A 25,311-nucleotide genomic window follows, 5' to 3' on the forward strand; every position below is an offset into this window, starting at 1 on the left:
CGGGCGCGGCCGGTGGTTCGGCGGCTCAATCGCTGATGAGTGCGAGCGCGCCTGCTGGTTCGGTGGCGGTGCAGCCCGTGACGGCCGCGAGCAGAGCGCCCAGCGCGCCTGCCGGTGCGCCGCCGGTGCAATCGGCGGCGGTCGCGGGTGGAGCGCCGAGCGCGCCCGCCGCCGGGGGCGCCGCTCCGGTCGGCAGGCGGGGTGGTCCCGGGTCGGATCCGAAGTTCCAGGCGCTCGCGAAGGACGTGACGGCCAAGAAGCGCCACATCGGTGCCAGCCACCCGCCGGCGAAGGCCGAGGCGGCGGCCGCCGGCGCAGCCGCCAAGCAGCCCGCCGACCACCGGGTCGCCGAGGGCAAGGCGGCCCAGGCGGAGAACATGAACGAGGCGAAGCCGCGCGAGTTCGACAAGGGCGCGTTCGTCCAGGCCGTCGAGAAGGCGATCGCCGAGCGGGCGCCGAAGAACCTGGAAGAGGCCGACGAGTTCGCCGGCTCCGGCAAGGCCGCCGAGGTCAAGGACCAGGTTCAAGGCCAGGTGGAGGCCGGCAAAGCCACGTCGGCCGGGGAGATCGCGGCGACCACGGCCGCCGGGCCGGACACCTCCGGAGTCGTGGACAAGCAGGTCGTACCCCTGGAGGCGGACCGCCCGCCGGGCGTGCCCGCCCGGCCCGACCCGCGCCTCGCCGTGCCCGACAAGGCGCCGCCCGCGGCGACCGACTTCTCCGCCGGGCCCCGGCAGATCGACCGGCAGATGGCCGATGCCCAGGTCACCGAGCAGCAGCTGGCGAAGTCGAACGAACCGCGGTTCACCGGTGCCCTGGACCAGCGCAAGACCGCCGGGGAACACTCCGCCGACGCACCCGGCAAGATCCGCGCCGACGAGCACGCCGTCCTCGCCGAGGGCAAGGCCGCGGCCGGCAAGGAAGGCGCCGAGGGCATGGCCGCCCTGGCCGCCGACCGCCGCACCGCCGGACAGCAGGTCGCCGCGGGCAAGTCCAAAGCGCAGTCCGCGGACGAGCAGAAGCAGGCCGCGGTCACCGCCGTGCTGCAGAGCGTCTTCGACGTCACCAAGAAGGACGTCGAGGCGATCCTGACCGGTCTCGATCAGAAGGTGGACGCCCAGTTCACCGAGAAGGAGAAGACCGCCCGGGACGCCTTCACCGCCGAGCACCGGCGCGAGATGGACGCCTACAAGGAGCGGCGCTACAGCGGCGGGCTCGGGTGGTACCGCTGGGGCCGGGACAAGCTACTGGGCCTGCCGAAGGAAGCGGACGACATCTTCGTGCGCGCCCGCGAGGGCTACGTGCGCCGGATGCGCCAGGTCATCTCGGACATCGCCGACCTGATCGGCGCCGAACTGAACCGCGCCAAGCAGCGCATCGCCCGGGGCCGCGACGAACTGAAGGCGGCGATCGACAAGCTGCCCGCCGACCAGAAGGCGATCGCCCGCGAGGCCGCGTCCGAGTTCTCCGGCCGCTTCGACGACCTGGAGCAGTCGGTGGACGACAAGGGCACCGAACTGGTCGACACCCTCGCCACGAAGTACACCGACGCGCTCAAGGCGGTCGACGACGAGATCGCCGCCGAGAAGGAGAAGAACAAGGGCCTGGTCGCCAAGGCCGTGGACGCGGTCAAGGGCGTCATCAAGACCATCCTGGAACTCAAGAACCTGCTGCTCGGCGTGCTCGCGAAGGCCGCACAGGCGGTCATGCTGATCCTGAAGGACCCGATCGGCTTCCTGCGCAACCTGGTGTCGGCGGTCGGCGCGGGCCTCCGCCTCTTCCTCGCCAACATCGGCACGCACCTGTTGCAGGGCATGCTCGGCTGGCTGCTGGGCGCGGCCGCCCGAGCCGGCATCCAGCTGCCGCAGAAGCTGGACGCCAAGGGCCTGCTGCTGATGCTGGCGAGCATGCTCGGCCTGACCGCCGCCGCGATCAAGGCCCGGATCATGAAGAAGCTGCCACCACCGGCCCGGCAGGCGACCGGCGAACTCGAACGCGCGGCACCGATTCTGGTCAGGATCGGCAAGGAGGGCCCCGGTGCGATCTGGGAGGATCTGAAGGCCCGGGTCGGCGACCTCAAGAAACAGCTCTTCGACAACATCGCCGACTTCATCATCCCGACGGTGATCCAGGCCGGGATCATGTGGGTGCTGTCGCTGCTCAACCCGGCGTCCGCGTTCATCCGCGCCTGCAAGCTGATCATCGACATCGTCCGGTTCATCGTCGAGCGCGGGCGGCAGATCATCGAGTTCGTCAACGCCGTGCTGGACGCGGTGATCGCGATAGCCCGCGGTGGAGCCGGCGGGGTGGCGGCGCTGATCGAGAGGGCGCTGGCCAGGTCGATCCCGATCCTGATCGGGGTGCTGGCGGCGATCCTCGGGCTGGGCGGGATTCCGGGGCGGGTGCGCAAGTTCGTCGAGAAGCTGGCGAAGCAGGTCGGGCGAGCTGTGGACTGGGTGATCGACAAGATCGTGGCGTTGCTCAAGAAGGCCTGGGAGAAGCTCAAGAGCCTGCTGGCCCGGCGCGCGTCCAGGCCGAAGCCCGGCAAGAAGGAGACCCGCTCCGAGAAGCAGAAGCTCCAGGCGATCGCCGCCGCGTTGCGCAAGGTCGAGGGGATCGTCGCGGGCGGCGGCGACCGGAAGAAGGTCGAAAAGGCGATCCCGCGCATCAAGCGGCGCTACGGATTGACCGAGCTGGTCCTCATCGATCGGGCGCCGGGCGTCTTCCGGGCGCGGGCCAGCATCAATCCGACCGGGGAGAGCGAGAACCTGGAGAGCCCGGAGAAGATCAGTGTCACGAAGGAGGACCTCTACGCCACGCCCGGAAAGCTCTCGGCGAAGAGCTGGGACGTCGAGCTGATGGTCAACCTGCCTGGCGGGTCCGCACTCTGGGGACTGGCGAGCGTTCCGATGCGGGCGGACGGGACACCTGATCCCAAGGGCCCGACCATGGGGCTGTACAAGAATTCCGTCAGCCACCAAGGCAAAACGTACTCCCTGGCGATCAAGGGAATCACCTCGATCGCCCTGGATCTCGTCAACGCGAGGTACCGCGAGACGTTCGGCCGAGACCCCGAGACGTTGGGAGGATCCCTTCAGGAGGACAATTTGAAGCACTTCCAAAAGGAGTGGTACAAGGCTCAACTCGCCATGCCCGGGGCGGGAAGCGAGGCTTGGGCGCAGGTGGCGATCCGCAAGGTGTCATTCGGTAGCCACCGGGAGGCTGTCGGTTATGCGAATTTCACGATCGAGCTGGGCGGTTTGGAGAGCGTCGATGTGGAGGGCTTCGGCAAGCAGTTGGTGCCGGGAAGCGTCTCCGCGACTGCCCGGAAGTGAGGCGGGATGGTCGTCGAGGACCTGAATCGGATGGCGCCCGAGCTGATCGATGAGATGCGAACGATGCAGCCCGCGCAGCGCCAGATGTTCTTCTGGCGTGTGGTTTCGCCGGAGAATCGCGCCTACGCCACGAAGTTCATATCCGACGTGGTGGACGGCGGTGTCCCGGCCGAGGATTGGGCGCGCGGCTGTGTCGTGGTTCCTGAGCTGCCGGTTCGCGAACTCCTCGGCCTCTCCGCCGAGCAGATTCTCGAGCCGCTCTCCGTTACCGGCGACGCGGTCCGCGCGAGAGTGGCTTTCGCCGGCTCCGCGCAGGCGCCCAGCCCGTACGGTGGCGCCCCGGCGGCCGAATTCGCCGAGGCCGACTACCGGTGGTCGCCGCCTCGGCGCGGGGCGATCAAGATTGCGACCGGGGCCGTCGAACTCCTGCCCATTACCCGGCCGGACGTGGCGGTTCGTCGCTGGGTCACGTACCGGTTCGCCGTTGCCTTTGCTGGTGAGCCTCAGCCGGAGGGGTTGTCTTCGGATGGCCGGAAGGTCCTTTCGGCTCTCGCACGCGAGGCCGAAGAATTCGGAGGCGAAGGGGTGCCGGGCTTCCGTGGCCCGGATGAGTGGTTCGAGTGACGCGGCGCTGCCGGAGGTAGGCGCCGTCCTGATTGCGCTGATGTCGGCCCTCAAGGCACCTCCCGTGTCACTGAAGAGGCTCAGCCACCGCGCCCGCTCACCGATTAGACGATGGGGAGGAGCGGCTGCTTAGGAAAGGGCTGATTCCGCATGTCTCGCTCGCCGCGGCAGCGTCTTGCCGATCTGCCGCTGGCTGTCAAGATGCTCACCTCGGTGGTAGCCGTCGCGCTCGCCTGCGCCTCGGTCATTCTGATCGCGGTCGGCGGGCTCCGGCTCGTCGAGACCCGGTCGAACGCCGTCTACCAGAACGGCGTCACCCCGATCCAGCATCTCGCCAGCCTGCACCAGGACGTGCTGCGGACGCGGATGCTGACGCTGAACTACTACATGTCCGGTGCCGAGTTCCGGCGGAAGATCAGCGCCCAGATGGATGAGCTGGACCAGCGCGTCACCACGGTCTGGTCGCAGTACGCGCCACACGCCGCCGACCAGCGGCTCGCCTCCAGCCTCGAGGAGAACTACGCGGAGTTCCTCCGGCTGCGCGACGAGGTGATGATGCCGGCCGCGGCCCAGAACGATTTGCCCGGCTTCTGGGCCGGGTGGAATCCCGCCACCGCGGTGTTCACCGAGGTGGACGAGCAGTTCACCACCCTGGAGCAGGCGCACGCCGATGAGGCGGTCGCCGCCAACCGCGAGGTCTCCGAGGCCAAGCGGACCGTCACCACCCAGGTGCTGGTCATCGGCGTCCTCGGCCTCCTGGTCGGGCTGGCGGTGGCGCTGCTCGCGGTGCGTGCCGTCGTCGGGCCGGTGCGGCGGGTCACCGACGTGCTCAAGGCGGTGGCGGCCGGTGATCTCACCCGCGACCCCGAGGTCCGCAGCCGGGACGAGGTGGGCCAGATGGCCGAGGCGCTCCGCCAGGCCACCGCGAGCATGCGGGACGCGGTCACCGTGATCAACAGCAGTGCGGCGACCGTGCTGGACTCCTCCCGCAACCTGAACGTCGTCAACGACAGCCTCGCCACCGGCGCGGACACCGCGGCCGGCCGGGCGGCCGCCGCACAGCAGGCCGCCGAGGACGTGGCCCGGCACGTGCACACGCTCAGCGCCGCGGCCGAGGAGATGGGCGTGTCGATCCGGGAGATCGCGACGAACGCCTCGGACGCGGCCGGCGTGGCCACCGAGGCGGTCACGGTGGCCCAGGAGACCAGCGGGATCGTCGGCAAGCTGGGCGAGTCGTCGAACGAGATCGGCAACATCATCAAGGTGATCAACTCGATCGCCGAGCAGACCAACCTGCTCGCCCTGAACGCCACCATCGAGGCGGCCCGCGCCGGCGAACTCGGCAAGGGTTTCGCGGTGGTGGCGGGCGAGGTCAAGGAGCTGGCCCAGGAGACCGCGAAGGCGACCGAGACGATCGGCCAGCGGGTCCAGATGATCCAGACGGACACGGCCGGCGCGGTCGCGGCGATCGAGCGGATCTCCGGGGTGATCATGCGGATCAGCGACTACCAGACCACCATCGCCTCGGCCGTCGAGGAGCAAACCGCCACCGCCGGCGAGATCACTCGCAGCGTCACCGAGGCGGCCACCGGTGCCGAGGAGATCGCCCGCAGTGTCAGCGAGGTGGCCGGCGCCGCCGCGGCGACCACCTCCGGCCTGAACAGTTCCCGCGCGGCGGCCCATCATCTGGCCGGCATGGCCGACGAACTGACCGGCGCGGTGCGCCGCTTCGAAATCAGTCGATAGGTGCCACGATGGATGGGTGCCGAAAGCCCTCAGCTACGCCGACGCGGTACGCATCCTCGGGCAGGGCCCGGATGACGAGTGGGTACGCCGGCTCAACGACGTGACCGGGGGACTGCTGCTCGGCGCGACGATCACCACCACCGGTGTGCTCGGCTGGTTCGACGCGCACGCGCAGTTCGCGAAGCTCTCGCAGCAGGTCGTCAAGATCTTCTCGCAGCGGCTGACCGGTGCGCACCGGCTCAGCCGGACCGAACGCGTCGCCGCCGCGCACACGGTCGTCGTCATCGCCGCCTTCTTCGAACGGCTGGCCGAGGACGTGCCGTTCAAACTGGCCGAGGCGGCACTGTCCGAGGAGGATCAGCTACGGCTGGCCACCCGGGAGGCGAGCCATGCGCAGAGCCTTGCCCACCGGGCCCTGCGAGCCGCGGTCCGCCTACCCGAGCCGCACGGCTTCCGGGACGCCTACCTGAGCGACCTGGCCGCCTACTACCGGCAGCTCGCCCTCAGCGCCGAGGCCTTCCTGCACGGGCTGGCCCTCTGGGACCGCCTCGGTCCCGGCCGGGAGGAGGCGGCCAGGCGCGCGCTCAACCGGCTTCCGGACCGCGCGGTCCAGCGATACGAGGAACTGCTTCTCGACCTGCGGATCGACTGCCCCGAGGTGGATCTCTGGCTGCGCGACGAGCAGGCGAGCGCTCTGCTCTTCTCGGTACGGGAGAACCATGAGCTGATGCGCCGCCTCGCCGGTCCGGCGGCCACGCCGACCGGCGTCGCCTACGTGCTGACCCGCGCGTACCGGGCCCTGCTCGAGCGGCCGGTCGTGGAAACCGGCGACCTGCCGGCCGGACTGGACGTGCCCAGCCTGCGAGCGGCGTACCTGCCGTCGCTGTTCCGGATCACCGAGGCGGGCCCGGACTTCGCGGCGAGTGACGAGCGGGTCTGGCAGGACGTGCCGGTCCGCTCCGATCTGCACCAGACGCTGGCCGGCTATCTGACCTCGCCGCGGGCGCAGACGGCCCCGATGGTGGTGCTCGGGCAGCCCGGCGCCGGCAAGTCGGTGCTCACCAAGGTGCTGGCCGCCGGGCTGGTCGAGGGCGACTTCCTGCCGATCAGGGTGCCGTTGCGCGACGTCGACACCGCGCTCGACCTGCAGCGCCACATCGAGGAGGCGGTGCGGGTCAACACCACCGAGACGATCACCTGGCCCCGGCTGGCCGAGGCGGCGGACGGGCGGCTGCCGGTGATCCTGCTGGACGGCTTCGACGAGTTGTTGCAGGCGACCGCGACCAGCCAGAGCGACTACCTGTACAAGGTCGCCGACTTCCAGCAGCGGGAGCGGGATCTGGGCCGGGCCGTCGCGGTGCTGGCCACGACACGGACCAGCGTCGCGGACCGGGCCACCGCGCCACCCGACACCTTGCTGCTCAGGCTGGAACCGTTCGACGACACCCGGATATCCAGCTGGCTTGCCGTCTGGCGGGAGACCAACGGGGCACGGCTGGCCGAGCGCGGACTGCGTACCCTGCCGGCCGAGGTCGCGCTCCGCTTTCCGGACCTGGCCGGGCAGCCCTTGCTGTTGCTGATGCTCGCCCTCTACGACGCCGACGAGAACGGGCTGCAGCACACCGGCGAACTCTCGCCGGGCGAACTCTACGAGCGCCTGCTCACCACCTTCGCCCGGCGCGAGGTGCGCAAGGCCGGCCCGCACCTCTCCGACGAGGAGTGCCAGCCCAAGGTCGAGCAGGAGTTACGCCGCCTCTCGGTGGTCGCGTTCGCCATGCTGAACCGCTCCGCGCAGTGGGTCACCGAGGCGGACCTGGAACGCGACCTCGAGGCGATCTTCGGTGCCGCGCCCGGCGCCGACGGCGGGATAAATCCCGCCACCCTGCTTCTGGGCCGGTTCTTCTTCGTGCACCGGGCCCAGGCCGTCCGGGGACGGCAGACCCTTCAGACGTACGAGTTCCTGCACGCCACCTTCGGCGAATACCTCGTCGCGCGCTTCACCTGGCAGATGCTCGAAGAAGCCGTGGCCCGGGCGTCCGTCACCGCGTCACCCGGCTGGAACACCGACGACGGCCTGCTCGCCCGGCTGCTCTCGTTCGCACCCCTGGTGGTCCGGGCACCGATCGTCCGCTTCCTCGGCCAGATGGCGGCCCGGCTCGCCGAGAAGGGCCACCAGGACGACTGGCCCGGGACGCTCGCCCGCATTTACCGCCGTAGCCAGCACCTGAACTGGGGCTTGCAGGCCGGCGAGTACCGGCCGGTGACCATGCGGATGCCGGCGCGCTATGCCGCCTACACCGCCAACCTGATCCTGCTCGCCGTGATCGTCTCCGGCGAGCTGCGCTTCGGCACGCTTGCCGAGCCGGGACCGGCCGATCCGGCCCGGCAGTGGCACGACCAGGCGCTGCTCTGGCACTCCCAGCTCACCGACGAGGGCTGGGAAGGCATGATCGAGGCGCTGGAGATCAGTCCCTGCTGGGAGCCGGACGGCGTACGCGATCTGTGGCTCGCGGTCGGCCGCCACGAGCTCGGACTCCATCCCCCGGACCCGCGGTGGGTGTTCGAGGTGCCCGAGGGCGAGGCCGACTTCGTCGTGGGCGGGCAGATGCCGGCCACCTTTCGCCGCGCCATCGAGTTCGACGGCGGTGCCCGGAGTTACGCGTTGCTGCATGCCGTCGAGCCGCTGCTGCAGTCGCCGCTCGCCAACGGTCTCTGGCTGTTCGGTACCCCGGCGGGGGAGCCACGGTCGGTCGCCCGGAACCTGCTGACCGCGTTGTTGTCGGACGCCACCTGGAGCAACGCCGACGTGACCCGGCAGGCCTATCTTCAGTGTGCCGCCCTCGCCAGCGATTCGGTGCTGCCCGACGATGAGGCCGACGCACTCTGGAGGCTGCTCTGCAACGCCCTCCAGATCAACACGCGGCTTCCCCTCGCGGTCGTGCTCGAGGTGGTGAGTCAGCTGGATGAATGGCTGAGTGCCTGGGGCACGCCTCCCACGGATCGGCTGGTGCCGCTCCTGCACGCCGCCGGTGTGGTCCTGCTCGGCCGGGCACACACGGATCCGGACTCCGCCCAGCTGTTGGCGCGGATCTGCCGGCGACTGGTCAAGTCCGCTTCCGGGGAGCTGAGGGGCGCGGACAAATTCACCCGGACGGCGGTGGCCGCGATTGTCGCCGAGGTCGAGACACGCGGTGAGGCCGGTGGAATTTCGCTGTAGAAATTCTGTAGTAGTGGGACATGTGCGCGGCGACTAATGTCCGGTCCATGGGCGAAGATCGATCCGGCGGGCCGCCAGCCGAGCCGGCCGCGGTGCATTACGACGAGGAGGAGCGGCCGGCTCGTGAGCTTCCCGGCCGGGTCGGAGCGTTCGTCTCGATCGTCGCGTTCGGTGTCGCCCTGCTGGTGCTCTGGCAGGTGTTCCGGCCGCTCGCCCAGGGCAGCCAGTACTACCTGATCATCTTCTTGGCGGGGACACTGCCGCTGGTCTTTCTCGCGTACCGATCGGGGTTCGGTAACGGCCGGGAGCTGCCCGGCGTGAGCGACTGGGTGCTGGCCGCCGGGGCGCTGCTGGTCTGCCTCTATCCGCTGAACCCGTTCGACGGCGGCTACAACGCGTTCCTCGACCGGCAGGGTCTGCTGGAACCGATCGACGTGATCTTCGGCGCGGTGCTGCTGGTGCTGGTGATCGAGGCGTGCCGGCGGACCACCGGGTGGGCGCTGCCGATCGTCTGCCTGCTCTTCCTGGCGTACGGCTACTACGGCGGCCTGCTGCCTCAGCACCTGCCGGTGGCGCACGCCGGACTGGACTTCGCCCAGATCGTCGACGCCCTCTACAACTCGGGGAGCGGCTTCTACGGGACGCCGCTGGACGTCGCTGCCACGTACATCGTGCTGTTCACCATCTATGGCGCCGTGCTGGACCTGTCCGGCGGAAGCCGGTTCTTCGTCGATCTCTCGGTCGCCGCCTTCCGCAAGTCGCGCAGCGCGGCGGGACGCACCGCGGTGGCCGCGGGCTTCCTGCTGGGCACGGTCTCCGGATCCGGTACGGCCACCGCGGTCAGCGTCGGCGCGGTCACCTGGCCGATGCTGCGCAAGGCCGGCTACCCCCGGGAGCAGGCCGGCGGGATGCTGGCCGCGGCCGGTGTCGGCGCCATCCTCTCGCCGCCGACCCTGGGCGCGGCCGCGTTCATCGTCGCCGAGTACCTGAACGTCTCCTACCTGACCGTTCTCGGCTGGGCGATGATCCCGACCGTTCTCTACTACCTGGGCATCCTGCTCGCGGTGGAGATCGACGTGCGAAGGTTCGGGGTACGCGCGATCGACGCCCCGCAGACCAGCGCGTGGCGGCTGCTGGCCCGGTTCGGCTACCACTTCTCGTCGCTCGTGGTGATCGTCGTGCTCCTCGCGCTCGGCGAGACCGCCACCCGCGCGGTGGTCTACGCGACCATCCTGGCCGGCGCGCTGTCCTTCCTGGACCGCCGGCACTGGATGACCCCGCGACGGATCTTTGTGGCACTATCCGCGGGCGTACGCGGAGTCCTGCCGGTCGTCGCGGTCTGCGCCGCCGCCGGCATCATCACCGCGACCACCACCAAGACCGGCCTCGGCGCGCAACTCGCCTCGCTGCTGGTCAACGGCGCGCAGGCGATCACCGACAACCCGACCGCGGTGCTGGCGCTGACCGTGGTGCTGGCGGCGTTCGCGCTGGCCCTGCTCGGCCTGGCGGTGCCGGTCACCGCCAGCTTCATCATCGGCTGGGTGATCATCGGGCCGGCGCTGCTCACCCTCGGCGTCCCGGCGCCGGCCGCGGCGATGTTCGTCTTCTACTACTCGGTGCTCTCCGAGGTCACCCCGCCCACCGCCCTGGCGGCGGTGGGCGCGAGCGCGATCACCGGCGGCCGGGCGATCCCGACCATGTGGCAGGCGTTGAAGTACGCGCTTCCGGCCTTCCTCGCCCCGATCGCGTTCGTCCTGACCGACAACGGCGAGTACCTGCTCGCCCGCGGGCCGGTGACCGGCATCCTCTGGACCACCGCGGCGGCGGCCCTGGCCGTGGTCGGCCTGGCGATCGCGACCGGTGGCTGGGTGCCGGGCGTCGGTCCGGCCGGCCCGGTGAGCCGGGTCCTCGCCGGTGCGGCCGGGCTGCTGCTGCTCTACCTGGAGCCGGTCGCGATCGCCGCCGGTATCGCCGCGCTGATCGTGGCCGCTCTCGTCGCGGCCGTCCAGCGCGGCCGCGGCGCGGACGAGCCCGCCGCGCCCGAAGTGCCGGACGCCGTACCGAAACCCGAGTCGTCCCCCCACGGATGAGTTCGTAGCGCACCACTCGTTCCCCGGAGGAGAACATGAGACGCATAGTGAGCACCGCACTGGTCGGCGCGCTCGCGGTGACGACCGCGGCGTGCGGCGGCCGGCAGGACAGCGCCGCCAGCGACACCGGCGGCGACGTCACCTGCGAGGTCGAGCAGGCGACCCGGATCGGCATCGCGACCGGGAACGCCACCGGCGTCTACTTCGCGCTCGGTAACGCGTACGCCGAGCAGATCAACGCGGCCGGCGGCAACGTCCAGGCGACGGCCGCCGAGACCGGCGCCTCGGTGCAGAACATCCAGCAGCTGGTCGCCGGCACGTACGACGTCGCCTTCTCGCTGGCCGACACGGCGGCGAACGCGATCAACGGCACCGGCAGCTTCACCGAGAAGCAGCCGATCGCCGCGCTGGCCCGCATTCACACCAACTACACCCAGGTGATCGTCCGCAAGGCGTCCGGCATCAAGGACGTCGCCGGGATGAAGGGCAAGCGGGTCTCCACCGGCTCGCCCAAGTCGGGCACCGAGGTGATCGCCAACCGCATCCTGACCGCGGCCGGGCTGAAGCCGGAGACCGACGTCCAGGCGCAGAAGCTGGACCTCACCAAGACCGTCGACGGGATGAAGGACGGCACGATCGACGCGCTGTTCTGGTCCGGCGGCCTGCCCACGCCGGGTATCACCGACCTGCTCACCACGGCGAAGGACCAGGTCGAGTTCCTCGACATCACCCCGCTGCTGCCGGAGATGCAGAAGATCAACGAGGTCTATCAGGAGGGCAGCATCCCGGCCGCCGCGTACGGCACGGCCGCCGACGTGAAGACCATCGTGGTGCCGAACTTCCTGCTGGTCCGCGAGGACCTGGACCCGAACGTGGCGTGCGTGCTCACCAAGACGCTCTTCGACCGCAAGGCCCAGCTGGAACAGGCCAACGCGGCGGCCAAGGAGATCAACGTGCAGACCGCACGCCAGACCGCCCCGGTGCCGGTGCAGCGGGGCGCCACGAAGGCCCTGGACGACCTGGGCGCACCACAGTAGAGCAGCGGAGATCCGCCGCCGCCCGGCTGAACCGGGCGGCGGCACCCGCGGTACACCCTGACAACAGCACAGCAGGGGAGACCGGGATGACCGCCGTGACCCACCCACAGGTAATCACCGTCCGCCGCTCCGCCCTGGCCGCACGCGCCTCGATCGGGGTGTTCCTTCTCCTCAACCTCGTCGCCATCCAGCTGATGTTCCAGATCGCCGGCCCGCCGGCGCACAACCTGTTCGGTTCCATCGGCCGTCTCCTCGGCCTCCACCTGGCCTTCGCGATGGTCGTCCAGATCCTGCTGATCGCCCGCCTGCCGGTGCTGGACCGGGCGTTCGGCATGGACCGGCTCACCGGCTGGCACCGGTGGGTCGGCTTCACCATCTTCTGGCTCGCGATCCTGCACCCCTCGTTCGTGATCGTTGGCTTCGCCGTCTACGACAAGGTGTCGGTCCTCCGGACCGCGCTGACCCTGTCGAAGCAGCTGCCGGTGATCCTCGGCCTGATCGCGGTCGGCCTGATCGTGCTGGTCGTGGCCCTCTCCGTCCGGATCGCGCGGCGCCGCCTGTCCTACGAGACCTGGCACGCGGTCCACCTGCTGCTCTACGTCGTGGTCACGCTCGGCGTGATACACCAGCTCTACGAGGGCACCGCCTTCAGGATCAACATCTGGACCGAGGTGTACTGGTGGGGGCTGTGGGCGTTCGCCCTCGGTGCCCTGCTGACCGGCCGGCTGATCGTCCCGCTGATCCGCAACGCCCGGCACCGGCTGCGGGTCGCCGCGGTCGTCCCGGAGTCCGGCGACGTGGTGTCGGTGCACGTCACCGGCCGTGACCTGGACCGGTTGCCGGCCCGGGCCGGCCAGTTCTTCCTGTGGCGCTTCCCCGGGCACAACCGGTGGTGGCAGGTGAACCCGTTCTCCCTGTCCGCGGCGCCGAACGGCCGTTCGCTGCGGCTCACCGCCAAGGGCATCGGTACGACCAGCGCCGGGCTACGGGACCTGCCGATCGGCGCCCGCGTCTTCGCCGAGGGCCCGTACGGCGCGTTCACCCTGGCCCGGCGTACCCGGACGGCCACCCTGCTGATCGCCGGCGGGATCGGCATCACGCCGATCCGCTCGCTGCTCGAGGACCCGGAGATCGGCGGCGACGTGGTAGTCCTCTACCGGGTCCGCTCCACGGCCGAGGCGGTGCTGCTCGGTGAGCTGCGCAACCTGGCCCGCGTCCGCGGCGCCCGGCTGCACGTGATCACCGGGAAGACCGGCCCGGGAAACCAGCCGTTCCGCCCGGACAGCCTCCAGTCGCTGGTCCCGGACATCACCGACCGCGACGTGTACGTGTGCGGTCCGGCGGCGCTGACCGGCGCTGTCCTGAAGAGCCTCCGCGAGCTGCGGGTCCCGTCCCGCCAGGTGCACTTCGAGGCGTTCCGGCTGGCGGCCTAGACGTCGCGGACCTCGAGGACCCGGGTGGTGGGTGCGGCGTCGCCGATCTCGGCCCGCAGCGCCAGCCGTTCCGGGTCCACCATGAACGAGTCCAGACCGGACCGGGCGGCGAAGCGGATCACGTGCACCTCCGTGCCGCCGTCCTCGCGCAGCCGGCGTTCGAGTGTCCCGCCGTGCCGGCCGAGCAGCGCCAGCACGGCGTCCTCGTACCGCCGGCCGGTTTCGGCGTGCCCGCCGGCCATCTCCACCACCGCGACCAGAAGCAGTCCGTCGTTCGTCACGGCAGGCAGTATGGCGCACCGGTCAGCGGCGGGCCGCCAGCAGGCGGTGTTCGCCGGCGCCGAGCACGGTGTCGCTGAGCTTGCCGAGCAGGGCCAGCAGGATGATCGCCAGCAACATCACATCGGTACGCCCGGTGTTCTAGCTGTCGATCAGCAGGAAGCCCAGTCCCATCGACGAGGCGATCAGCTCCGCCGCGACCAGGAAGAGCCAGCCCTGCGCGAGGCCCAGCCGGAGTCCGGAGAGGATCGACGGGGTGGCGGCCGGGAACAGGACGGTGCCGAGCAGCGGGAGCCCGGATCGCCCGTACGCGCGGCCGACCTCGATCAGGTGCGGATCGATGTGCGCGAGGGCCGCCGACACCGTCGTGTAGACCGGGAAGAACGCACCGATCGCTACCAGCACGATTTTCGGTGTCTCGCCGATGCCGAGCCAGAGCAGCAGCAGGGGCACCCAGGCCAGCGACGGTACGGCCCGGATCGCCTGCACGGTCGGTGACAGCATCGCGCTCGCCGTACGGGAGAGGCCGACCAGCCCGCCGAGGGCCAGCCCGAGCACCGAGCCGGCGGCGAAGCCGATCAGCACGCGCTGCGTACTGATCGCCAGGTGGTGCCAGAGCTCCCCGCGGCGCAGCAGCTCACCCAGCGCGGTGACCACCTCGCTGGGCGGCGGCAGCTGCGCCGCCGAGTAGATCCCGGCCGACGCGGTCAGCTGCCACACCGCGAGAAGCAGCAGGGGCAGGACGACGCCGGCCGTACGGCGGTGGAGCAGGGTCACGAAGCGCTCGCGTACTTCGGCTCGAAGATCGAGTCGAGCGCGGTCCGGGCGGCCTCCTCGGTCTTGACGTTGGCGTCCGCGACCAGCACCGGCAGGATCTTCTCGAAGACCGTCTTCTGCGCGGCGCCGGGCACCGGGTCGATATCGAGGCGGGTCCGCTCGGTCAGCACCTTGGTCGCCACCGCCTCGGAGATCTTCGCCTCCTTGGCGTACAGCGTCACCGCCTGGTCCGGGTTGTCCTTGATCCACTGACGTGCCTTCTCGTATGCGTTCACCACGGCCTGCGCCAGCTCCGGATGCTCGCTCAGGAACGTCTCCCGGGCGTTGAGCACGCCGTACGAGTTGAAGCCCACGTTGCGGTAGATCAGCTTCGAGCCGGCCTCCAGTTCGGACGTCGCCATCAGCGGGTCGAGCCCGGCCCACGCGTCCACGTCACCGCGTTCGAGGGCGGTCCTGCCGTCGGCGTGCTGAAGGTTGGTGACGGTCACGTCGTCCGGCTTCAGTCCCGCCTCGGCCAGGGTCTGGAGCAGGAAGAAGTACGGGTCGGTGCCCTTGGTGGCGGCCACCTTCTTGCCCTTCAACCCGGCCACCGAGGTGATCGCCGAGCCCTTCGGCACCACGATCGCCGCCCACTCCGGCTGGCTGAACACGTTGATCGTCTTGATCGGCGCCCCGTTGGCGCGGGCCACCAGTGCCGCCACCCCGGCGGTCGAGCCGACGTCGATCGCCTCGGCCCGCAGCGCCTCGTTCGCCTTGTTGCTGCCGGCCGAGAGCTGCCAGGACACCGTGACGCCGTTGGCGCCCAGCTCGGTCTCCAGCCACTTCTGGTCGCGCAGCACCAGGCTGGCCGGGTTGTAGTACGCGTAGTCCAGCCGCAGCGTGACGGCGTCGCCACCGCCGCCCTTCTCGGCCGGCGCGTCCTCGCCCTGCACGCATCCGGCCAGCACGACGGTGGCGGCGGCCGCCGCGAGCACGGCCCGCATGATCCTCATATCGGGGTGTTTCCTTCCGGATCTCAGGTGGGGATGGGGGCGTGGGTGCGCACCCCGAGTTCAGCCAGGAGCGACACCCGCAGGGCGGCCAGGCCGGCGTCGCCACGGTCGCGCGGCCGCGGGCCCGGGACGTCGCGAACGAGCTGGACGCCGGCCGGCGTACCGCCGAGCAGCACCACCCGGTCGGCCAGGTGCAGCGCCTCGTCCACGTCGTGGGTCACCAGCAGCACCGTCGTACCGGCCTCCCGCTGTACCTCGGCGAGCAGGTCCTGCATGCGCAGCCGGGTCAGCGCGTCGAGTGCCGCGAACGGTTCGTCCAGCAGCAGCACGCCGGGCCGGCGGGCGAGGGCCCGGGCCAGGGCGGCGCGCTGGGCCATGCCACCGGAGACCTGCCGGGGCCGGTGCCGGGCGAAGTCGGCCAGGCCGACCACGGAGAGCCAGTGCCGCACCTCGTCGCGGGCCGTTTCACCGGTGGTCCCGCGGGGCAGCCCGTACGCGACGTTGCGCTCGATGGTCCGCCAGGGGAGCAGGCGCGGTTCCTGGAACACGACGGCACAGCGGGGTTCGATGCCGCGCACCTCGCGGCCGTCGACGCGTACCGAACCCGCGGTCGGGGTGTCCAGGCCGCCGGCCAGGCGCAGCAGCGTCGACTTGCCGCAGCCGGAGGGGCCGAGCAGGGCCACCACCTCGCCGGCGGCGACCTCCAGGTCGACGCCGGCCAGCACCTCGCGCCGGCGGCCGTTCGCGGTGAACGCCTTGCCGACGCCGGACAGTCGCAGGGGTACGGCGCTCATGGCGCGCAGCCTACCCATTATTCCTACATGTTCACTAGAGTGAGCATGCTTACTGGAGTCGATCTCGCCCGGATGGCCGGCGATCCGACAAACCCGTGGTCTCCGGCCGGCTTCCCGGGTGATGATCAACGGTATGAGCGGCAGGATGCGGGCGATCGCGCAGGAAACGGTCTCCATCGTGGAGCGCGGCGGTTACGGCCAGGTCCGCTTCGCCGGCGAGGTGGCGGCGGCCGTGGCCGGCACCCGGCTGCATCTGCCCGATGACGACCTGCCGGAACCCGCCGAGGTGGCCGGTGCACCGGTCGTCGAGGTCACCGGCGAGTCCACGCTCGCGGCCGCCCGGCGCCTCGGCGACGGCGCGGCCGCTCTCAACTTCGCGTCCGCGCGGAACCCGGGCGGTGGCTTCCTGAACGGGGCGCAGGCCCAGGAGGAGAGCCTCGCTCGCAGCTCCGCGCTCTATCCGTGCCTGCGGGCGGCGGGCGAGTTCTACGCGTACCACCGGGCGGATCGCGGGCTGCTCTACACCGACCGGGTCATCTACTCGCCGCGGGTGCCGGTGTTCCGGGACGATCGCGGGGCACTGCTGACGGAGGCGTACCCGGTCTCGTTCTTGACCTCGGCCGCGCCCAACCGCGCGATGATCGTGCGAGACCAGCCGGATCTGTTGCCTCAGGTGTCCGGGGTGCTCGCCCGCAGGGCGGCCCGGATCCTTCGGGTCGCGGCCGCGCACGGGCATCGTGACCTGGTGCTCGGCGCGTGGGGTTGCGGGGTCTTCGGCAACGACCCGGCCGAGGTCGCGCGGGTCTTCGCGGACGCGCTCCGGGACAGCCCGTGGTTCGAACGGGTGGTGTTCGCGATCGTCGACCGGCGCGACGGGACTCGCGAAGCGTTCCGCGCATGCTTCGCCGTTCCCTGAGCGAAGCGGCTCGGTAGGCTGATCGGAGACCTCACCGGCGGGGAGCCCTCATGACGACCAACGAGGACGTGCTGATCCGCCTCGGTCGCTGGGCGCTGGGAAAGGTCTGGTTCGGGGCCGTGCTCTCCGGCGGCTACGCGCTGGGCCGGCACTTCGACTGGCCGCGGGCGTTCCTCACGGCCGCCGCCGTTCTCGGGGCGGTGGGGCTGGCCCTGGCCTCGTCGTTCCTGCCGATCTGGACCAGGCAGCGGCCGAGCGGCATCCCGGTCGCCGACGTCGGCCTGCGCGTGATGGTGTGGGCCGGTCTGACCGGCTCGGTGGTGGCCCTGCTGATCGGGATGCCGGCGGTCGGCATGGTCGCGGCCGCGCTGCTGCTCCACACGGCCGCGCGTACCTTCGGCGACCCCTTCCTGCCGGTCCTGCGCCGGTTGCGGATCACCCCGCCGGTGCGGTACGTACCGGCCGGTCCGGGACGCCGCCGGGAGTCGGGCCCGGCGCCGTCGCGCCGGGCCGCCTGACCCGAGGTCAGTCCGCCTGGGAGCGGCGCCACTCCTGGACGGCGTCCCGCATCTTGTCGAAGATCGCTACCGGCGGGCCGGCGATCATGTTGACCACCGGGTTTTCGCCGGTCCCCGGATGCGGCTTGGTGGGCGAGACCGCCTCGGCCGCGCGCACCGCGCCGGCCATCCGGACCAGCCGCGCCGGGTCGGTCCTGGTACGCAGCAGCGGGAACTCCTCCTGCTCCTCGTGCAGCGCGTGGCTGAGCACGGCGGCCTCGAACGCGGTGAACCGGTCGTCGAACCCGGGCGCGCCGGTGCCCAGGTCGTAGAGCTCGGCGAGGGCCCGCTTGGCCTCGTTCTCCTCGGCCAGCCGGGAGTCGACGACCGCGTCGCCGGCGTCGTCGCGGGCGGCCGGGTGCACCACCTGCTCCTCGGCGCTCTCGTGCACGGCGAGCAGCCGTACGAGCTCCTGGAACGCCTGTTCCCGGGTCTCGCCCGTGGACTGCCGCACCCGCGTGAAAAGGGCCTTGATCTGCTGGTGCTGGGCAAGCAGCAGCTCGATCACATCCTGTTCCTGAACCGTCGTCATGCGTTCGCGTCTACCCGCCGGCGTCCGTTGCTAACGTCCCGCGAGCAAGTGGTGCGCCTGCACACCAATAACTCTGGCCTCACTCCCTCAGCAGGCACGTCATCCGTGCCGACGGGAGTAGTACGGGTGACGGTCGGCGGGGGCCGCGCAGGGTGTCGGAGGAGACACGACATGAGGCCGTGGGCCGATCTCAGCGTCAACGTCAAGATTTTGATCGCGATCTGCGTGGCCGCCGCCGTCGCGCTGCTGATCGGGATCCTGGGCCTTCGTTCCCTGAGCGACGCCAGCAACGCCGCACAGCAGATCTACCGGAGCAACGTGCTGGGAGTCGCCGCGCTGGGCGCCGTGCAGAACGGGATGACCCAGACCCAGCTCGACCTGTCGAACCACGCCCTCAACCGGGGCGCCACGGCGAAACGGGAGTACGCGGACCAGTACGCCGCCGACGTGGAAGCCGTCGACGCGGCCTGGGCCGACTACGACATCACCGGCCCGGTCCCGGAGAAGGCCATGGTCGAAGACGTGAAGGCCGACTGGCAGGCCCTCGTGAAGAGCGCGAACGAGCAGCTGCTCCCGGCCTCGGCACGTAACGACCTGGCGACCTGGACGGCGGTCCGCAACGGCGAGATGGCGTCGCTGGTCACCGAGATCACCGAACACGTCGCCGAGATGAAGCAGATCGAGCAGGCCGCGGCCGCGCAGGCCGCCGAGGACGCCAGATCCGGGTACGAGAGCAACCGCATCCAGTCGATCCTGCTGCTCGTCGGCGGCATCCTGGCGGCCCTGGCCCTCGGCGTCTTCGTGGCCCGCGGCATCGTACGTTCGCTCATCCGGGTCACCGTCGTCTGTGAAGGACTGGCCGACGGCGACCTGACCCGCGACACCGGACTCACCTCCCACGACGAGCCGGGCCGGATGGGACGGGCCCTGGACGCGGCGATCACCCGGCTGCGCGACACGATCAACACCATCGGCGGGTCCGCCGCCACCCTGGCCGGCGCCTCCGAGGAACTCTCCGCGGTCAGCGCCCAGCTGCAGACCGGCGCCGCCGACGTCGCGGACAAGGCCGGCTCGGCCAGCTCCGCCAGCGAAGAGGTCAACACCGGCGTCCAGTCCATCGCGGCCGGCGCCGAGCAGATGAGCGCCTCGATCGCCGAGATCGCCACGAACGCCTCCGACGCCGCCCGGGTCGCCCAGGAGGGCATGTCCGTCGCCGAGCGCACCAACAACCAGGTGGCCGAACTGGGCGCGGCCAGCGCCGAGATCGGCGACGTGGTCCGGCTGATCACCAGCATCGCCGAGCAGACCAACCTGCTCGCCCTCAACGCCACCATCGAGGCGGCCCGGGCCGGCGAACTCGGCAAGGGCTTCGCCGTGGTCGCCGGCGAGGTCAAGGAACTGGCCCAGCAGACCGCCAAGGCCACCGAGGAGATCACCGACCGGATCGGTGCCATCCAGGTGTCCAGCGACTCCGCGGCCGCGGCGATCGGCGAGATCACCCAGGTCATCCAGCGGATCGGCGACTACACCACGACGATCGCCTCGGCGGTGGAGGAGCAGACCGCGACCACCGGGGAGATGAGCCGCTCGGTCGCCGACGCGGCCACCAGCAGCGGCGAGGTCGCGCGTACCGTCTCCGGGGTCGCCGAGGTCGCGGCCGCGACCGCCGACGGCGCCCGGGCCACCCAGCAGGCCGCCGTCGACCTCACCCGGCTGGCCGGCGACCTGACGAACCTCGTCGGCGGATTCCGGAGCGTGTGATGATCGCCAGCTCGCCGTACGGCCTCAGCCGCCCCACCATGGACGACGCCCGCGCCGCCGTCCTGCGCGTGCACGCCGGTGACGGCCGCCGGATCTGGGACCAGCTCCTGCACGCCGCCGGGCTCACCGGACGCGAGACCGACGACTCCGCCCTGGACCGGCTGCTCACGCAGATGAGCACATCGGACGCCACCACCCGGCTCTGCGCGCTCGCCCTGCGGATCCGGGTCACCTCGCACACGCACCTCGCCGCCGCCGCGCAGAGCATCACCAGGAGCTGACGTGAACACCGAACTGTTCGACCGGCTCGGCGAACCCGCCCGGATGCGCGAACTCGCCGGATACGACCTGCTCAACCCGGACCTGCGGACCAGCCTCGACGCGGTCGCCCAGCGCAGCGCCACCCTGCTGGAAGCACCGGTGTCGCTGGTGTCGGTGATCCTCGAGAGCGCGCAGTTCATCCTCGGCTCGCACGGCGTCTCCGGCTGGGTGGCGGCGGCACAGGGCACCCCGGCCGAGTGGGCCATGTGCACCTACACGGTGCTGGCCGGCGAACCGTACTGCATCACCGACGGCCGCTCCGACCCGAGGCACTCCGGCAACCCGTTCCTGCAGCTGACCGGGCTGGTCAGCTATCTGGGCGTACCACTGCTCGGCGCGGGCGGGCACATCCTGGGCGCGCACTGCGTGATCGACGCCCGGCCGCGCATCTTCACCGATGTGGACCTGGCCGTGATCACCGACGGCGCGGAGAAGGTGATGCGGTTGCTGCACGCGTACCGGACCGGCTAGCCCTCCCGGGGCGCCGCGTACCAGCGCCACTCCCGCTGGCGCGGGCGGCCGGGCAGCTCGGCGCGGCCGGTGGCCCAGAGCAGAGCCGCCCACCCGTCGAGCGGTGCCTGCGGGAAGATCCGCCAGAGCACCCGGTCGCAGAGATCGTCCGGAGGGTTCCACGGCAGGCCGAGACCGGCGGCGACGTCGTGCGTGTGCGCGAGCACCTCGACGACACCCATCGCGGCGAAGCCCTCCGGATCGGCGACGCCCATCGGATGGAAGGCGCGCGCCTGGCGCGGCGCGACCTGCACCTGGGCGGCCAGCAGGCCGCCGGAGGCGTCCAGCACATCGAGCAGGCCCGCGACACCGGCATCGGGTTGCGCATAGACGGTCAGCGCCGGGCCGTCCGGGCGCCGGCGATAACCGAAGGGGACGTACGCCTTCAGCGCCGGACGCCGTGCCGCGACCTGCCCCGCGTATGCGAAGAGGTCGTCCGCGATGTGCTCCACCGTCTCCCAGACCGTCCAGGTCAGATCGCCGGCCGGCACCTGCCAGTCCCGGTCGGCGGCGGGCTCGAGGGCGGTGATCGCCAGATCGGTCGCCAGGCGTACGTCGGCTGAGGTGACCGGTCCGGGATTCGTCATGCGGGTACCGTAACGGGCCCTTTCCGCGGACGCACCGGAAAAATGTCATAGGCAGGCGGCATCATCGCGGCATGGGAGAACCAGCTACGCCGATCCGCCGCCGGCTCGAGCTCACGGTCGCCGAGGCGCGCCTGCGGTTTCAGCAACTCGTCCGGGTGACCGGGGTCACCGGCCAGGTGACGATCGTGGTTGATGGTGGGCGGCCGATCGCGGCCATCGTGCCGCCGGGCGATGTGCTCGGCGCCGGGCCGGCGCCGCCGGCTCAGCCACTGCCTCAGCCGCCGGCTCAGCCACTGCCTCAGCCACCGGCTCAGCCGCCGGCTTTGCCGCGCGCGGCGCCGGTGGCCGTGCCGGTCGCTGGGGAGAAGGCCGCGGCTGGTTGGCTGCGCCGGATCGAGCAGGTGCGGGAGGACGTCCGGCGGCAGCACGCCGGCCGGATCCGGGAGCTGTCCCAAGCCTTGGATGAGGCCTGGCGCCTGCTCGACGACATGCGCCCGCCGGGCACCGATCGCGCCGTGGACACCCTGCGTGCCGCCCACTCCGACCTGCGCCGCGTCCGATGATCAATCACTACTGGGCCTATCGGGACGGAGGTAAGATCGGCTAATGGGTGGACAGCTCGATCTGTTCGTGCCGGGGGTGGTGTACCTCGACGTCGTCTTCACCGGCCTCCGTGAGCTGCCCGAGCCCGGCACCGAGGTGCAGGCGTCCGGGATGGGTTCCTGCCCCGGCGGCGTGGCCAATCTGGCGGTGGCGGCCAGCCGGCTGGGCCTGCACACCGGCCTCGGGACCGCGCTCAGCTCCGACGCCTACGGCGAGTTCTGTCACCAGGTGCTGAGCCGTCAGGAGGGGATCGACCTCTCCGCGTCGACCCGGATCGACGACTGGCACTCCCCGGTGACCGTCTCGCTCGCCTCCGACCGGGACCGCAGCATGATCACCCACGGCCACCCGCTCCCGACCGACGCCGACGGCCTGGTCAACGGCCTGCCCGCGGCCCGCAGCGCGGCGGTGAGCCTGGCCGGCACCGGCATCGGGTGGGTGCACCGGGCCAGGGCCGCCGGCACGATGGTCTTCGCGGACGTCGGCTGGGACGAGACCGACCAGTGGTCCTGCGACGTACTGACCACCCTCAGCGACTGCCACGCCTTCCTGCCCAACGCGGTCGAGGCGATGCGGTACACGCGTACCGACTCGCCCCGGCAGGCCCTGGACAAGCTCTCCGGCCTGGTCCCGGTCGTCGTGGTGACCTGCGGTGCGGACGGCGCCCTGGCGATCGACTCGGGCACCGGCGAGGTCGTGGCCGTGCCCGGCGTACCGGTGGCGGCACTCGACCCCACCGGCGCCGGCGACGTCTTCACCGCCGGCTTCATCACCGGGACGCTGGGCGGCTGGCCACTCGCCGACCGGGTGGCCTTCGCCAACCTGGTCGCCTCCCTCTCCGTCCAGCACTTCGGCGGCTCCCTCTCCGCCCCGGGCTGGGGCGACATCGCCGACTGGTGGCAGACGGTCCGCTGCTCGGCCACCCGCGGCCATGCCGAATCGGCCGGGGCCGTGCTGGCCCGCCGATTCGGCTTCCTGGACGAGGTGATCCCGCCCGGCCGCCGGACGGCGGTCCATCGCGCGACCGCGACGATTGCCCGCCTCTCCGACGTCCAGGTTTGAGCATGCCCCTCAGCCCCGGGCCGCCAGGGCCGGCGCGGTCTGGGTCGGTGGCCGCGCGGCCCTGGGGCCGGCAGGGGCCGCCCGGCCCGGATCGGCAGGGCGACGCGATCCGGATCGGCCGAGGGCCGCCCGGCCTGGGCCGGGAGGGCCCGCCCGGCCTGGATCGGGAGGGGTGGGACGGTCTTGGGTCGGGAGTGGCCGCAGGGCCCTCGGCCCGGAGGGGGCGCGCGGCCCGGATCGGGAGGGGCGGCACGGTCTTGGCCGGGAATGGCCGCACGGCATTCGGCCGGGAGCGGCCATGCGGCCTGGATCGGGAGTGGCGGGACGGTCTCGGGCCAGGGGCGGCCGCAGGCCTGGACTGGGAAGGGCGGCACGGTGGGCCGCCCGGCCCTCGGCCGGGAGGGGCTGCGCGGCCTGGATCGCAAGGGGCCGCAGGCCCTCGGCCGGGAGGGTGGCACGGTCCTTAGCAGGGAGTGACCGCACGGCCTTCGGCCGGAAGGCCGATGAGACGACGAGAGCGGAGATGCGATGCGGCTGACGATTCTGGGCGGCGGCGGTTTCCGGGTGCCGCTGGTCTACCGGGCGCTGCTGGCCGGTAACCAGCGGACCGGCATCACCGAGGTCATGCTCTACGACGCCGACCGCGGACGTCTCGACGCGATCGCCCGGGTGCTCGCCGCCCAGGCCCGCGCCGTGCCCGGCGCCCCAGCGGTGATCACCAGCACCGACCTGGACACCGCCGTCACCGGCGCGTCGTTCGTGTTCTGCGCGATCCGGGTCGGCGGCCTGCGCGGCCGGGTCATCGACGAGAGGGTCGCCCTCGACGCGGGCGTGCTCGGCCAGGAGACGGTAGGTGCCGGCGGCATCTCATACGGTCTGCGGACCGTCCCGGTGGCTCTCCACATCGCCGAACACATCGCCCGGCTGGCGCCCGCCGCCTGGACGATCAACTTCACCAACCCGGCCGGCCTGGTCACCGAGGCCATGGCCACCCGGCTCGGCGACCGGGTGATCGGCATCTGCGATTCCCCCGCCGGCCTGGTCGACCGGGCGGTGCGGGCGGTCGGCGCCGACCCGGCCACCGTCCATGTCGACTACGCGGGGCTCAACCATCTGGGTTGGCTCTACGGCATCCATCCCGTCCCGCCCACCAGCCCACCCGGCGGCGGGCACCCTACCGGGGGCGTGGATCAGCCCGGCGGCATGCGCCTGCCTGGTGGCGTAGATGAGCCCGGCGGCATGCGCCTGCCTGATGGCGTAGATGAGCCTGGCGGCGCGGATCAGCTTGGCGGCATGCGGTCGCCTGGTGGCGTGGATCATTCGCGCGGTGCGGGCCAGTCTGGCGGCGTGCGACCGTCCGGTGACATGCCACCCATGGGCGCGGCCGGCGGCCGCCCAGCCGACGGCGGTTTGCTTGCGGGCCTGCTTGCTGACAAGGCGCTCGTGGACAGCATCGAGGAGGGCCGCCTCTTCGGGGCCGACCGGCTGCGCGAGCTCGGCGCCATCCCCAACGAGTATCTGCACTATTACTACGACCCCGCCGGCACGCTCGCCGCGATCCGAGACGCACCGCAGACCCGTGGCGCTTTCCTGCTTGAGCAGCAGCAACGCTGCTACGCGCGGATCGCTTCACCGGATCGCGATCCGCTGGACGCCTGGCTGGAGGCCTGGCGGGAGCGGGAGGCGACCTACATGGCGGAGAACCGGGAACTGGCCGGCGCCGGCGAGCGCGAGCACGACGAGTCCCGCCCGGCCGGCTACGAGGGCGTAGCACTCGCCGTCATGCGCGCCCTCGCCCACGACGAGCCGGTCACTCTCATTCTCAACGTCCGCAACCGGGGCTGCCTCGGTGTGCTGGACGACGAAGCGGTCGTCGAGGTGCCGTGCACGGTGGACGCGCGCGGAGCCCTGCCGCACCGCGTGGCGCCGCTGCCCGCGCACGGTGTGGAGCTCGTTCAGGCGGTCAAGGGCGTTGAGCGGGGCGTCCTGGAGGCGGTGGCCGCCGGGTCCCGGGCCACGGCTGTCCGGGCGATGGCCGCGCACCCGCTGGTCGGTTCGGAACCGGTCGCCCGTCGTCTGATCGACGCCTACCGCGACGAGTTCCGCGAACTCGCATACCTCCGCTGAGGTATCGCCGA

General features: G+C 71.4%; 22 protein-coding genes. 15 read left to right on the forward strand and 7 right to left on the reverse strand.

Going from position 1 to position 25,311, the window contains the following annotated elements; all coding sequences use genetic code 11:
• Positions 1 to 25: 25 nt before the first annotated feature.
• Positions 26 to 256, reverse strand: coding sequence for a hypothetical protein (locus I4J89_RS15540; RefSeq protein WP_196414660.1), 231 nt, complete (start codon positions 254 to 256; stop codon positions 26 to 28).
• Between I4J89_RS15540 and I4J89_RS15545 the strand changes: the two genes are divergently transcribed.
• The 7 genes from I4J89_RS15545 to I4J89_RS15575 all read left to right on the forward strand — a co-directional run bounded on the left by I4J89_RS15545 (position 246) and on the right by I4J89_RS15575 (position 13,482).
• Positions 246 to 3,335: a phage tail protein gene (locus I4J89_RS15545; protein ID WP_196414661.1), complete on the forward strand. Its 3,090-nt coding sequence runs from the start codon at positions 246 to 248 to the stop codon at positions 3,333 to 3,335. The genes I4J89_RS15540 and I4J89_RS15545 overlap by 11 nt on opposite strands.
• A 6-nt stretch (positions 3,336 to 3,341) precedes the next feature.
• Positions 3,342 to 3,959, forward strand: coding sequence for a hypothetical protein (locus I4J89_RS15550; protein WP_196414662.1), 618 nt, complete (start codon positions 3,342 to 3,344; stop codon positions 3,957 to 3,959).
• Between the two features lie 150 nt (positions 3,960 to 4,109).
• The gene (locus I4J89_RS15555) at positions 4,110 to 5,705 is read left to right on the forward strand and encodes a methyl-accepting chemotaxis protein (RefSeq protein ID WP_196414663.1); all 1,596 of its coding nucleotides are present in this window, start codon (positions 4,110 to 4,112) and stop codon (positions 5,703 to 5,705) included.
• A 16-nt stretch (positions 5,706 to 5,721) separates the two neighbouring features.
• The gene (locus tag I4J89_RS15560; RefSeq protein ID WP_196414664.1) at positions 5,722 to 8,922 is read left to right on the forward strand and encodes an NACHT domain-containing protein; all 3,201 of its coding nucleotides are present in this window, start codon (positions 5,722 to 5,724) and stop codon (positions 8,920 to 8,922) included.
• 47 nt (positions 8,923 to 8,969) lie between these two features.
• Positions 8,970 to 11,012: a TRAP transporter permease gene (locus I4J89_RS15565; RefSeq protein ID WP_196414665.1), complete on the forward strand. Its 2,043-nt coding sequence runs from the start codon at positions 8,970 to 8,972 to the stop codon at positions 11,010 to 11,012.
• A 35-nt stretch (positions 11,013 to 11,047) separates the two neighbouring features.
• Positions 11,048 to 12,049: a TAXI family TRAP transporter solute-binding subunit gene (locus tag I4J89_RS15570; RefSeq protein WP_196414666.1), complete on the forward strand. Its 1,002-nt coding sequence runs from the start codon at positions 11,048 to 11,050 to the stop codon at positions 12,047 to 12,049.
• Between the two features lie 86 nt (positions 12,050 to 12,135).
• Positions 12,136 to 13,482: a ferredoxin reductase family protein gene (locus tag I4J89_RS15575; RefSeq protein WP_196414667.1), complete on the forward strand. Its 1,347-nt coding sequence runs from the start codon at positions 12,136 to 12,138 to the stop codon at positions 13,480 to 13,482.
• On the opposite strand, the gene I4J89_RS15580 is transcribed toward I4J89_RS15575, so the two are convergent.
• The 4 genes from I4J89_RS15580 to I4J89_RS15595 form a co-directional block, all read right to left on the reverse strand.
• On the reverse strand, positions 13,479 to 13,763 hold the full coding sequence (locus I4J89_RS15580) for a hypothetical protein (RefSeq protein WP_309238332.1): 285 nt from the start codon (positions 13,761 to 13,763) through the stop codon (positions 13,479 to 13,481). The genes I4J89_RS15575 and I4J89_RS15580 overlap by 4 nt on opposite strands.
• Positions 13,764 to 13,902: 139 nt before the next feature.
• Positions 13,903 to 14,538 (reverse strand): ABC transporter permease, encoded by a 636-nt coding sequence (locus tag I4J89_RS15585; protein ID WP_309238333.1) that lies wholly within the window; start codon positions 14,536 to 14,538, stop codon positions 13,903 to 13,905.
• On the reverse strand, positions 14,535 to 15,530 hold the full coding sequence (locus I4J89_RS15590) for an aliphatic sulfonate ABC transporter substrate-binding protein (protein ID WP_196414668.1): 996 nt from the start codon (positions 15,528 to 15,530) through the stop codon (positions 14,535 to 14,537). The genes I4J89_RS15585 and I4J89_RS15590 overlap by 4 nt, the downstream gene beginning before the upstream one ends.
• 23 nt (positions 15,531 to 15,553) lie before the next feature.
• On the reverse strand, positions 15,554 to 16,324 hold the full coding sequence (locus I4J89_RS15595; protein ID WP_230858972.1) for an ABC transporter ATP-binding protein: 771 nt from the start codon (positions 16,322 to 16,324) through the stop codon (positions 15,554 to 15,556).
• 133 nt (positions 16,325 to 16,457) lie between these two features.
• On the opposite strand from I4J89_RS15595, the gene I4J89_RS15600 reads away from it, so the two are divergent.
• Entirely contained in the window at positions 16,458 to 17,240 is a 783-nt protein-coding gene (locus I4J89_RS15600) for a TIGR02452 family protein (protein ID WP_196414670.1), read from the forward strand.
• 50 nt (positions 17,241 to 17,290) lie between these two features.
• Positions 17,291 to 17,758, forward strand: coding sequence for a hypothetical protein (locus I4J89_RS15605; RefSeq protein WP_196414671.1), 468 nt, complete (start codon positions 17,291 to 17,293; stop codon positions 17,756 to 17,758).
• Between the two features lie 7 nt (positions 17,759 to 17,765).
• Here the strand turns inward: I4J89_RS15605 and I4J89_RS15610 are convergent, their stop codons facing one another.
• Positions 17,766 to 18,329, reverse strand: coding sequence for a hemerythrin domain-containing protein (locus I4J89_RS15610; RefSeq protein ID WP_196414672.1), 564 nt, complete (start codon positions 18,327 to 18,329; stop codon positions 17,766 to 17,768).
• A 171-nt stretch (positions 18,330 to 18,500) separates the two neighbouring features.
• On the opposite strand from I4J89_RS15610, the gene I4J89_RS15615 reads away from it, so the two are divergent.
• The 3 genes from I4J89_RS15615 to I4J89_RS15625 are packed head-to-tail and all read left to right on the forward strand — an operon-like array spanning position 18,501 to position 20,882.
• Positions 18,501 to 20,090: a methyl-accepting chemotaxis protein gene (locus I4J89_RS15615; RefSeq protein WP_196414673.1), complete on the forward strand. Its 1,590-nt coding sequence runs from the start codon at positions 18,501 to 18,503 to the stop codon at positions 20,088 to 20,090.
• Positions 20,090 to 20,371 (forward strand): hypothetical protein, encoded by a 282-nt coding sequence (locus I4J89_RS15620; RefSeq protein ID WP_196414674.1) that lies wholly within the window; start codon positions 20,090 to 20,092, stop codon positions 20,369 to 20,371. The genes I4J89_RS15615 and I4J89_RS15620 overlap by 1 nt, the downstream gene beginning before the upstream one ends.
• A gap of 1 nt (position 20,372) precedes the next feature.
• The gene (locus I4J89_RS15625) at positions 20,373 to 20,882 is read left to right on the forward strand and encodes a GAF domain-containing protein (protein ID WP_196414675.1); all 510 of its coding nucleotides are present in this window, start codon (positions 20,373 to 20,375) and stop codon (positions 20,880 to 20,882) included.
• Here I4J89_RS15625 and I4J89_RS15630 read toward each other — a convergent pair.
• Complete coding sequence (locus tag I4J89_RS15630; protein WP_196414676.1) at positions 20,879 to 21,508, reverse strand: maleylpyruvate isomerase N-terminal domain-containing protein; 630 nt, start codon at positions 21,506 to 21,508, stop codon at positions 20,879 to 20,881. The two genes, I4J89_RS15625 and I4J89_RS15630, sit on opposite strands and share 4 nt — an antisense overlap.
• A 71-nt stretch (positions 21,509 to 21,579) precedes the next feature.
• Here I4J89_RS15630 and I4J89_RS15635 point away from each other — a divergent pair, with 71 nt between their 5' ends.
• The 3 genes from I4J89_RS15635 to I4J89_RS49540 all read left to right on the forward strand — a co-directional run bounded on the left by I4J89_RS15635 (position 21,580) and on the right by I4J89_RS49540 (position 25,300).
• On the forward strand, positions 21,580 to 22,071 hold the full coding sequence (locus tag I4J89_RS15635; RefSeq protein WP_196414677.1) for a hypothetical protein: 492 nt from the start codon (positions 21,580 to 21,582) through the stop codon (positions 22,069 to 22,071).
• Positions 22,072 to 22,114: 43 nt separating this feature from the next.
• Complete coding sequence (locus I4J89_RS15640) at positions 22,115 to 23,173, forward strand: PfkB family carbohydrate kinase (protein WP_196414678.1); 1,059 nt, start codon at positions 22,115 to 22,117, stop codon at positions 23,171 to 23,173.
• Positions 23,174 to 23,701: 528 nt separating this feature from the next.
• Entirely contained in the window at positions 23,702 to 25,300 is a 1,599-nt protein-coding gene (locus I4J89_RS49540) for a family 4 glycosyl hydrolase (protein WP_230858973.1), read from the forward strand.
• Positions 25,301 to 25,311 lie beyond the last annotated feature (11 nt).

Origin of the sequence: Actinoplanes aureus (assembly GCF_015704865.1) — a bacterium.
In the GTDB taxonomy this organism is placed as follows: domain Bacteria; phylum Actinomycetota; class Actinomycetes; order Mycobacteriales; family Micromonosporaceae; genus Actinoplanes; species Actinoplanes aureus.

Coding starts and splice junctions, on each gene's coding strand:
- I4J89_RS15610 (WP_196414672.1), bottom strand. CDS start 18,329: ATGACGACGGTTCAGGAACAGGATGTGATCGAGCTGCTGCTTGCCCAG.
- I4J89_RS15565 (WP_196414665.1), top strand. CDS start 8,970: ATGGGCGAAGATCGATCCGGCGGGCCGCCAGCCGAGCCGGCCGCGGTG.
- I4J89_RS15600 (WP_196414670.1), top strand. CDS start 16,458: ATGAGCGGCAGGATGCGGGCGATCGCGCAGGAAACGGTCTCCATCGTG.
- I4J89_RS15550 (WP_196414662.1), top strand. CDS start 3,342: ATGGTCGTCGAGGACCTGAATCGGATGGCGCCCGAGCTGATCGATGAG.
- I4J89_RS15590 (WP_196414668.1), bottom strand. CDS start 15,530: ATGAGGATCATGCGGGCCGTGCTCGCGGCGGCCGCCGCCACCGTCGTG.
- I4J89_RS15575 (WP_196414667.1), top strand. CDS start 12,136: ATGACCGCCGTGACCCACCCACAGGTAATCACCGTCCGCCGCTCCGCC.
- I4J89_RS15615 (WP_196414673.1), top strand. CDS start 18,501: ATGAGGCCGTGGGCCGATCTCAGCGTCAACGTCAAGATTTTGATCGCG.
- I4J89_RS15620 (WP_196414674.1), top strand. CDS start 20,090: ATGATCGCCAGCTCGCCGTACGGCCTCAGCCGCCCCACCATGGACGAC.
- I4J89_RS15555 (WP_196414663.1), top strand. CDS start 4,110: ATGTCTCGCTCGCCGCGGCAGCGTCTTGCCGATCTGCCGCTGGCTGTC.
- I4J89_RS49540 (WP_230858973.1), top strand. CDS start 23,702: ATGCGGCTGACGATTCTGGGCGGCGGCGGTTTCCGGGTGCCGCTGGTC.
- I4J89_RS15595 (WP_230858972.1), bottom strand. CDS start 16,324: ATGAGCGCCGTACCCCTGCGACTGTCCGGCGTCGGCAAGGCGTTCACC.
- I4J89_RS15570 (WP_196414666.1), top strand. CDS start 11,048: ATGAGACGCATAGTGAGCACCGCACTGGTCGGCGCGCTCGCGGTGACG.
- I4J89_RS15635 (WP_196414677.1), top strand. CDS start 21,580: ATGGGAGAACCAGCTACGCCGATCCGCCGCCGGCTCGAGCTCACGGTC.
- I4J89_RS15640 (WP_196414678.1), top strand. CDS start 22,115: ATGGGTGGACAGCTCGATCTGTTCGTGCCGGGGGTGGTGTACCTCGAC.
- I4J89_RS15605 (WP_196414671.1), top strand. CDS start 17,291: ATGACGACCAACGAGGACGTGCTGATCCGCCTCGGTCGCTGGGCGCTG.
- I4J89_RS15630 (WP_196414676.1), bottom strand. CDS start 21,508: ATGACGAATCCCGGACCGGTCACCTCAGCCGACGTACGCCTGGCGACC.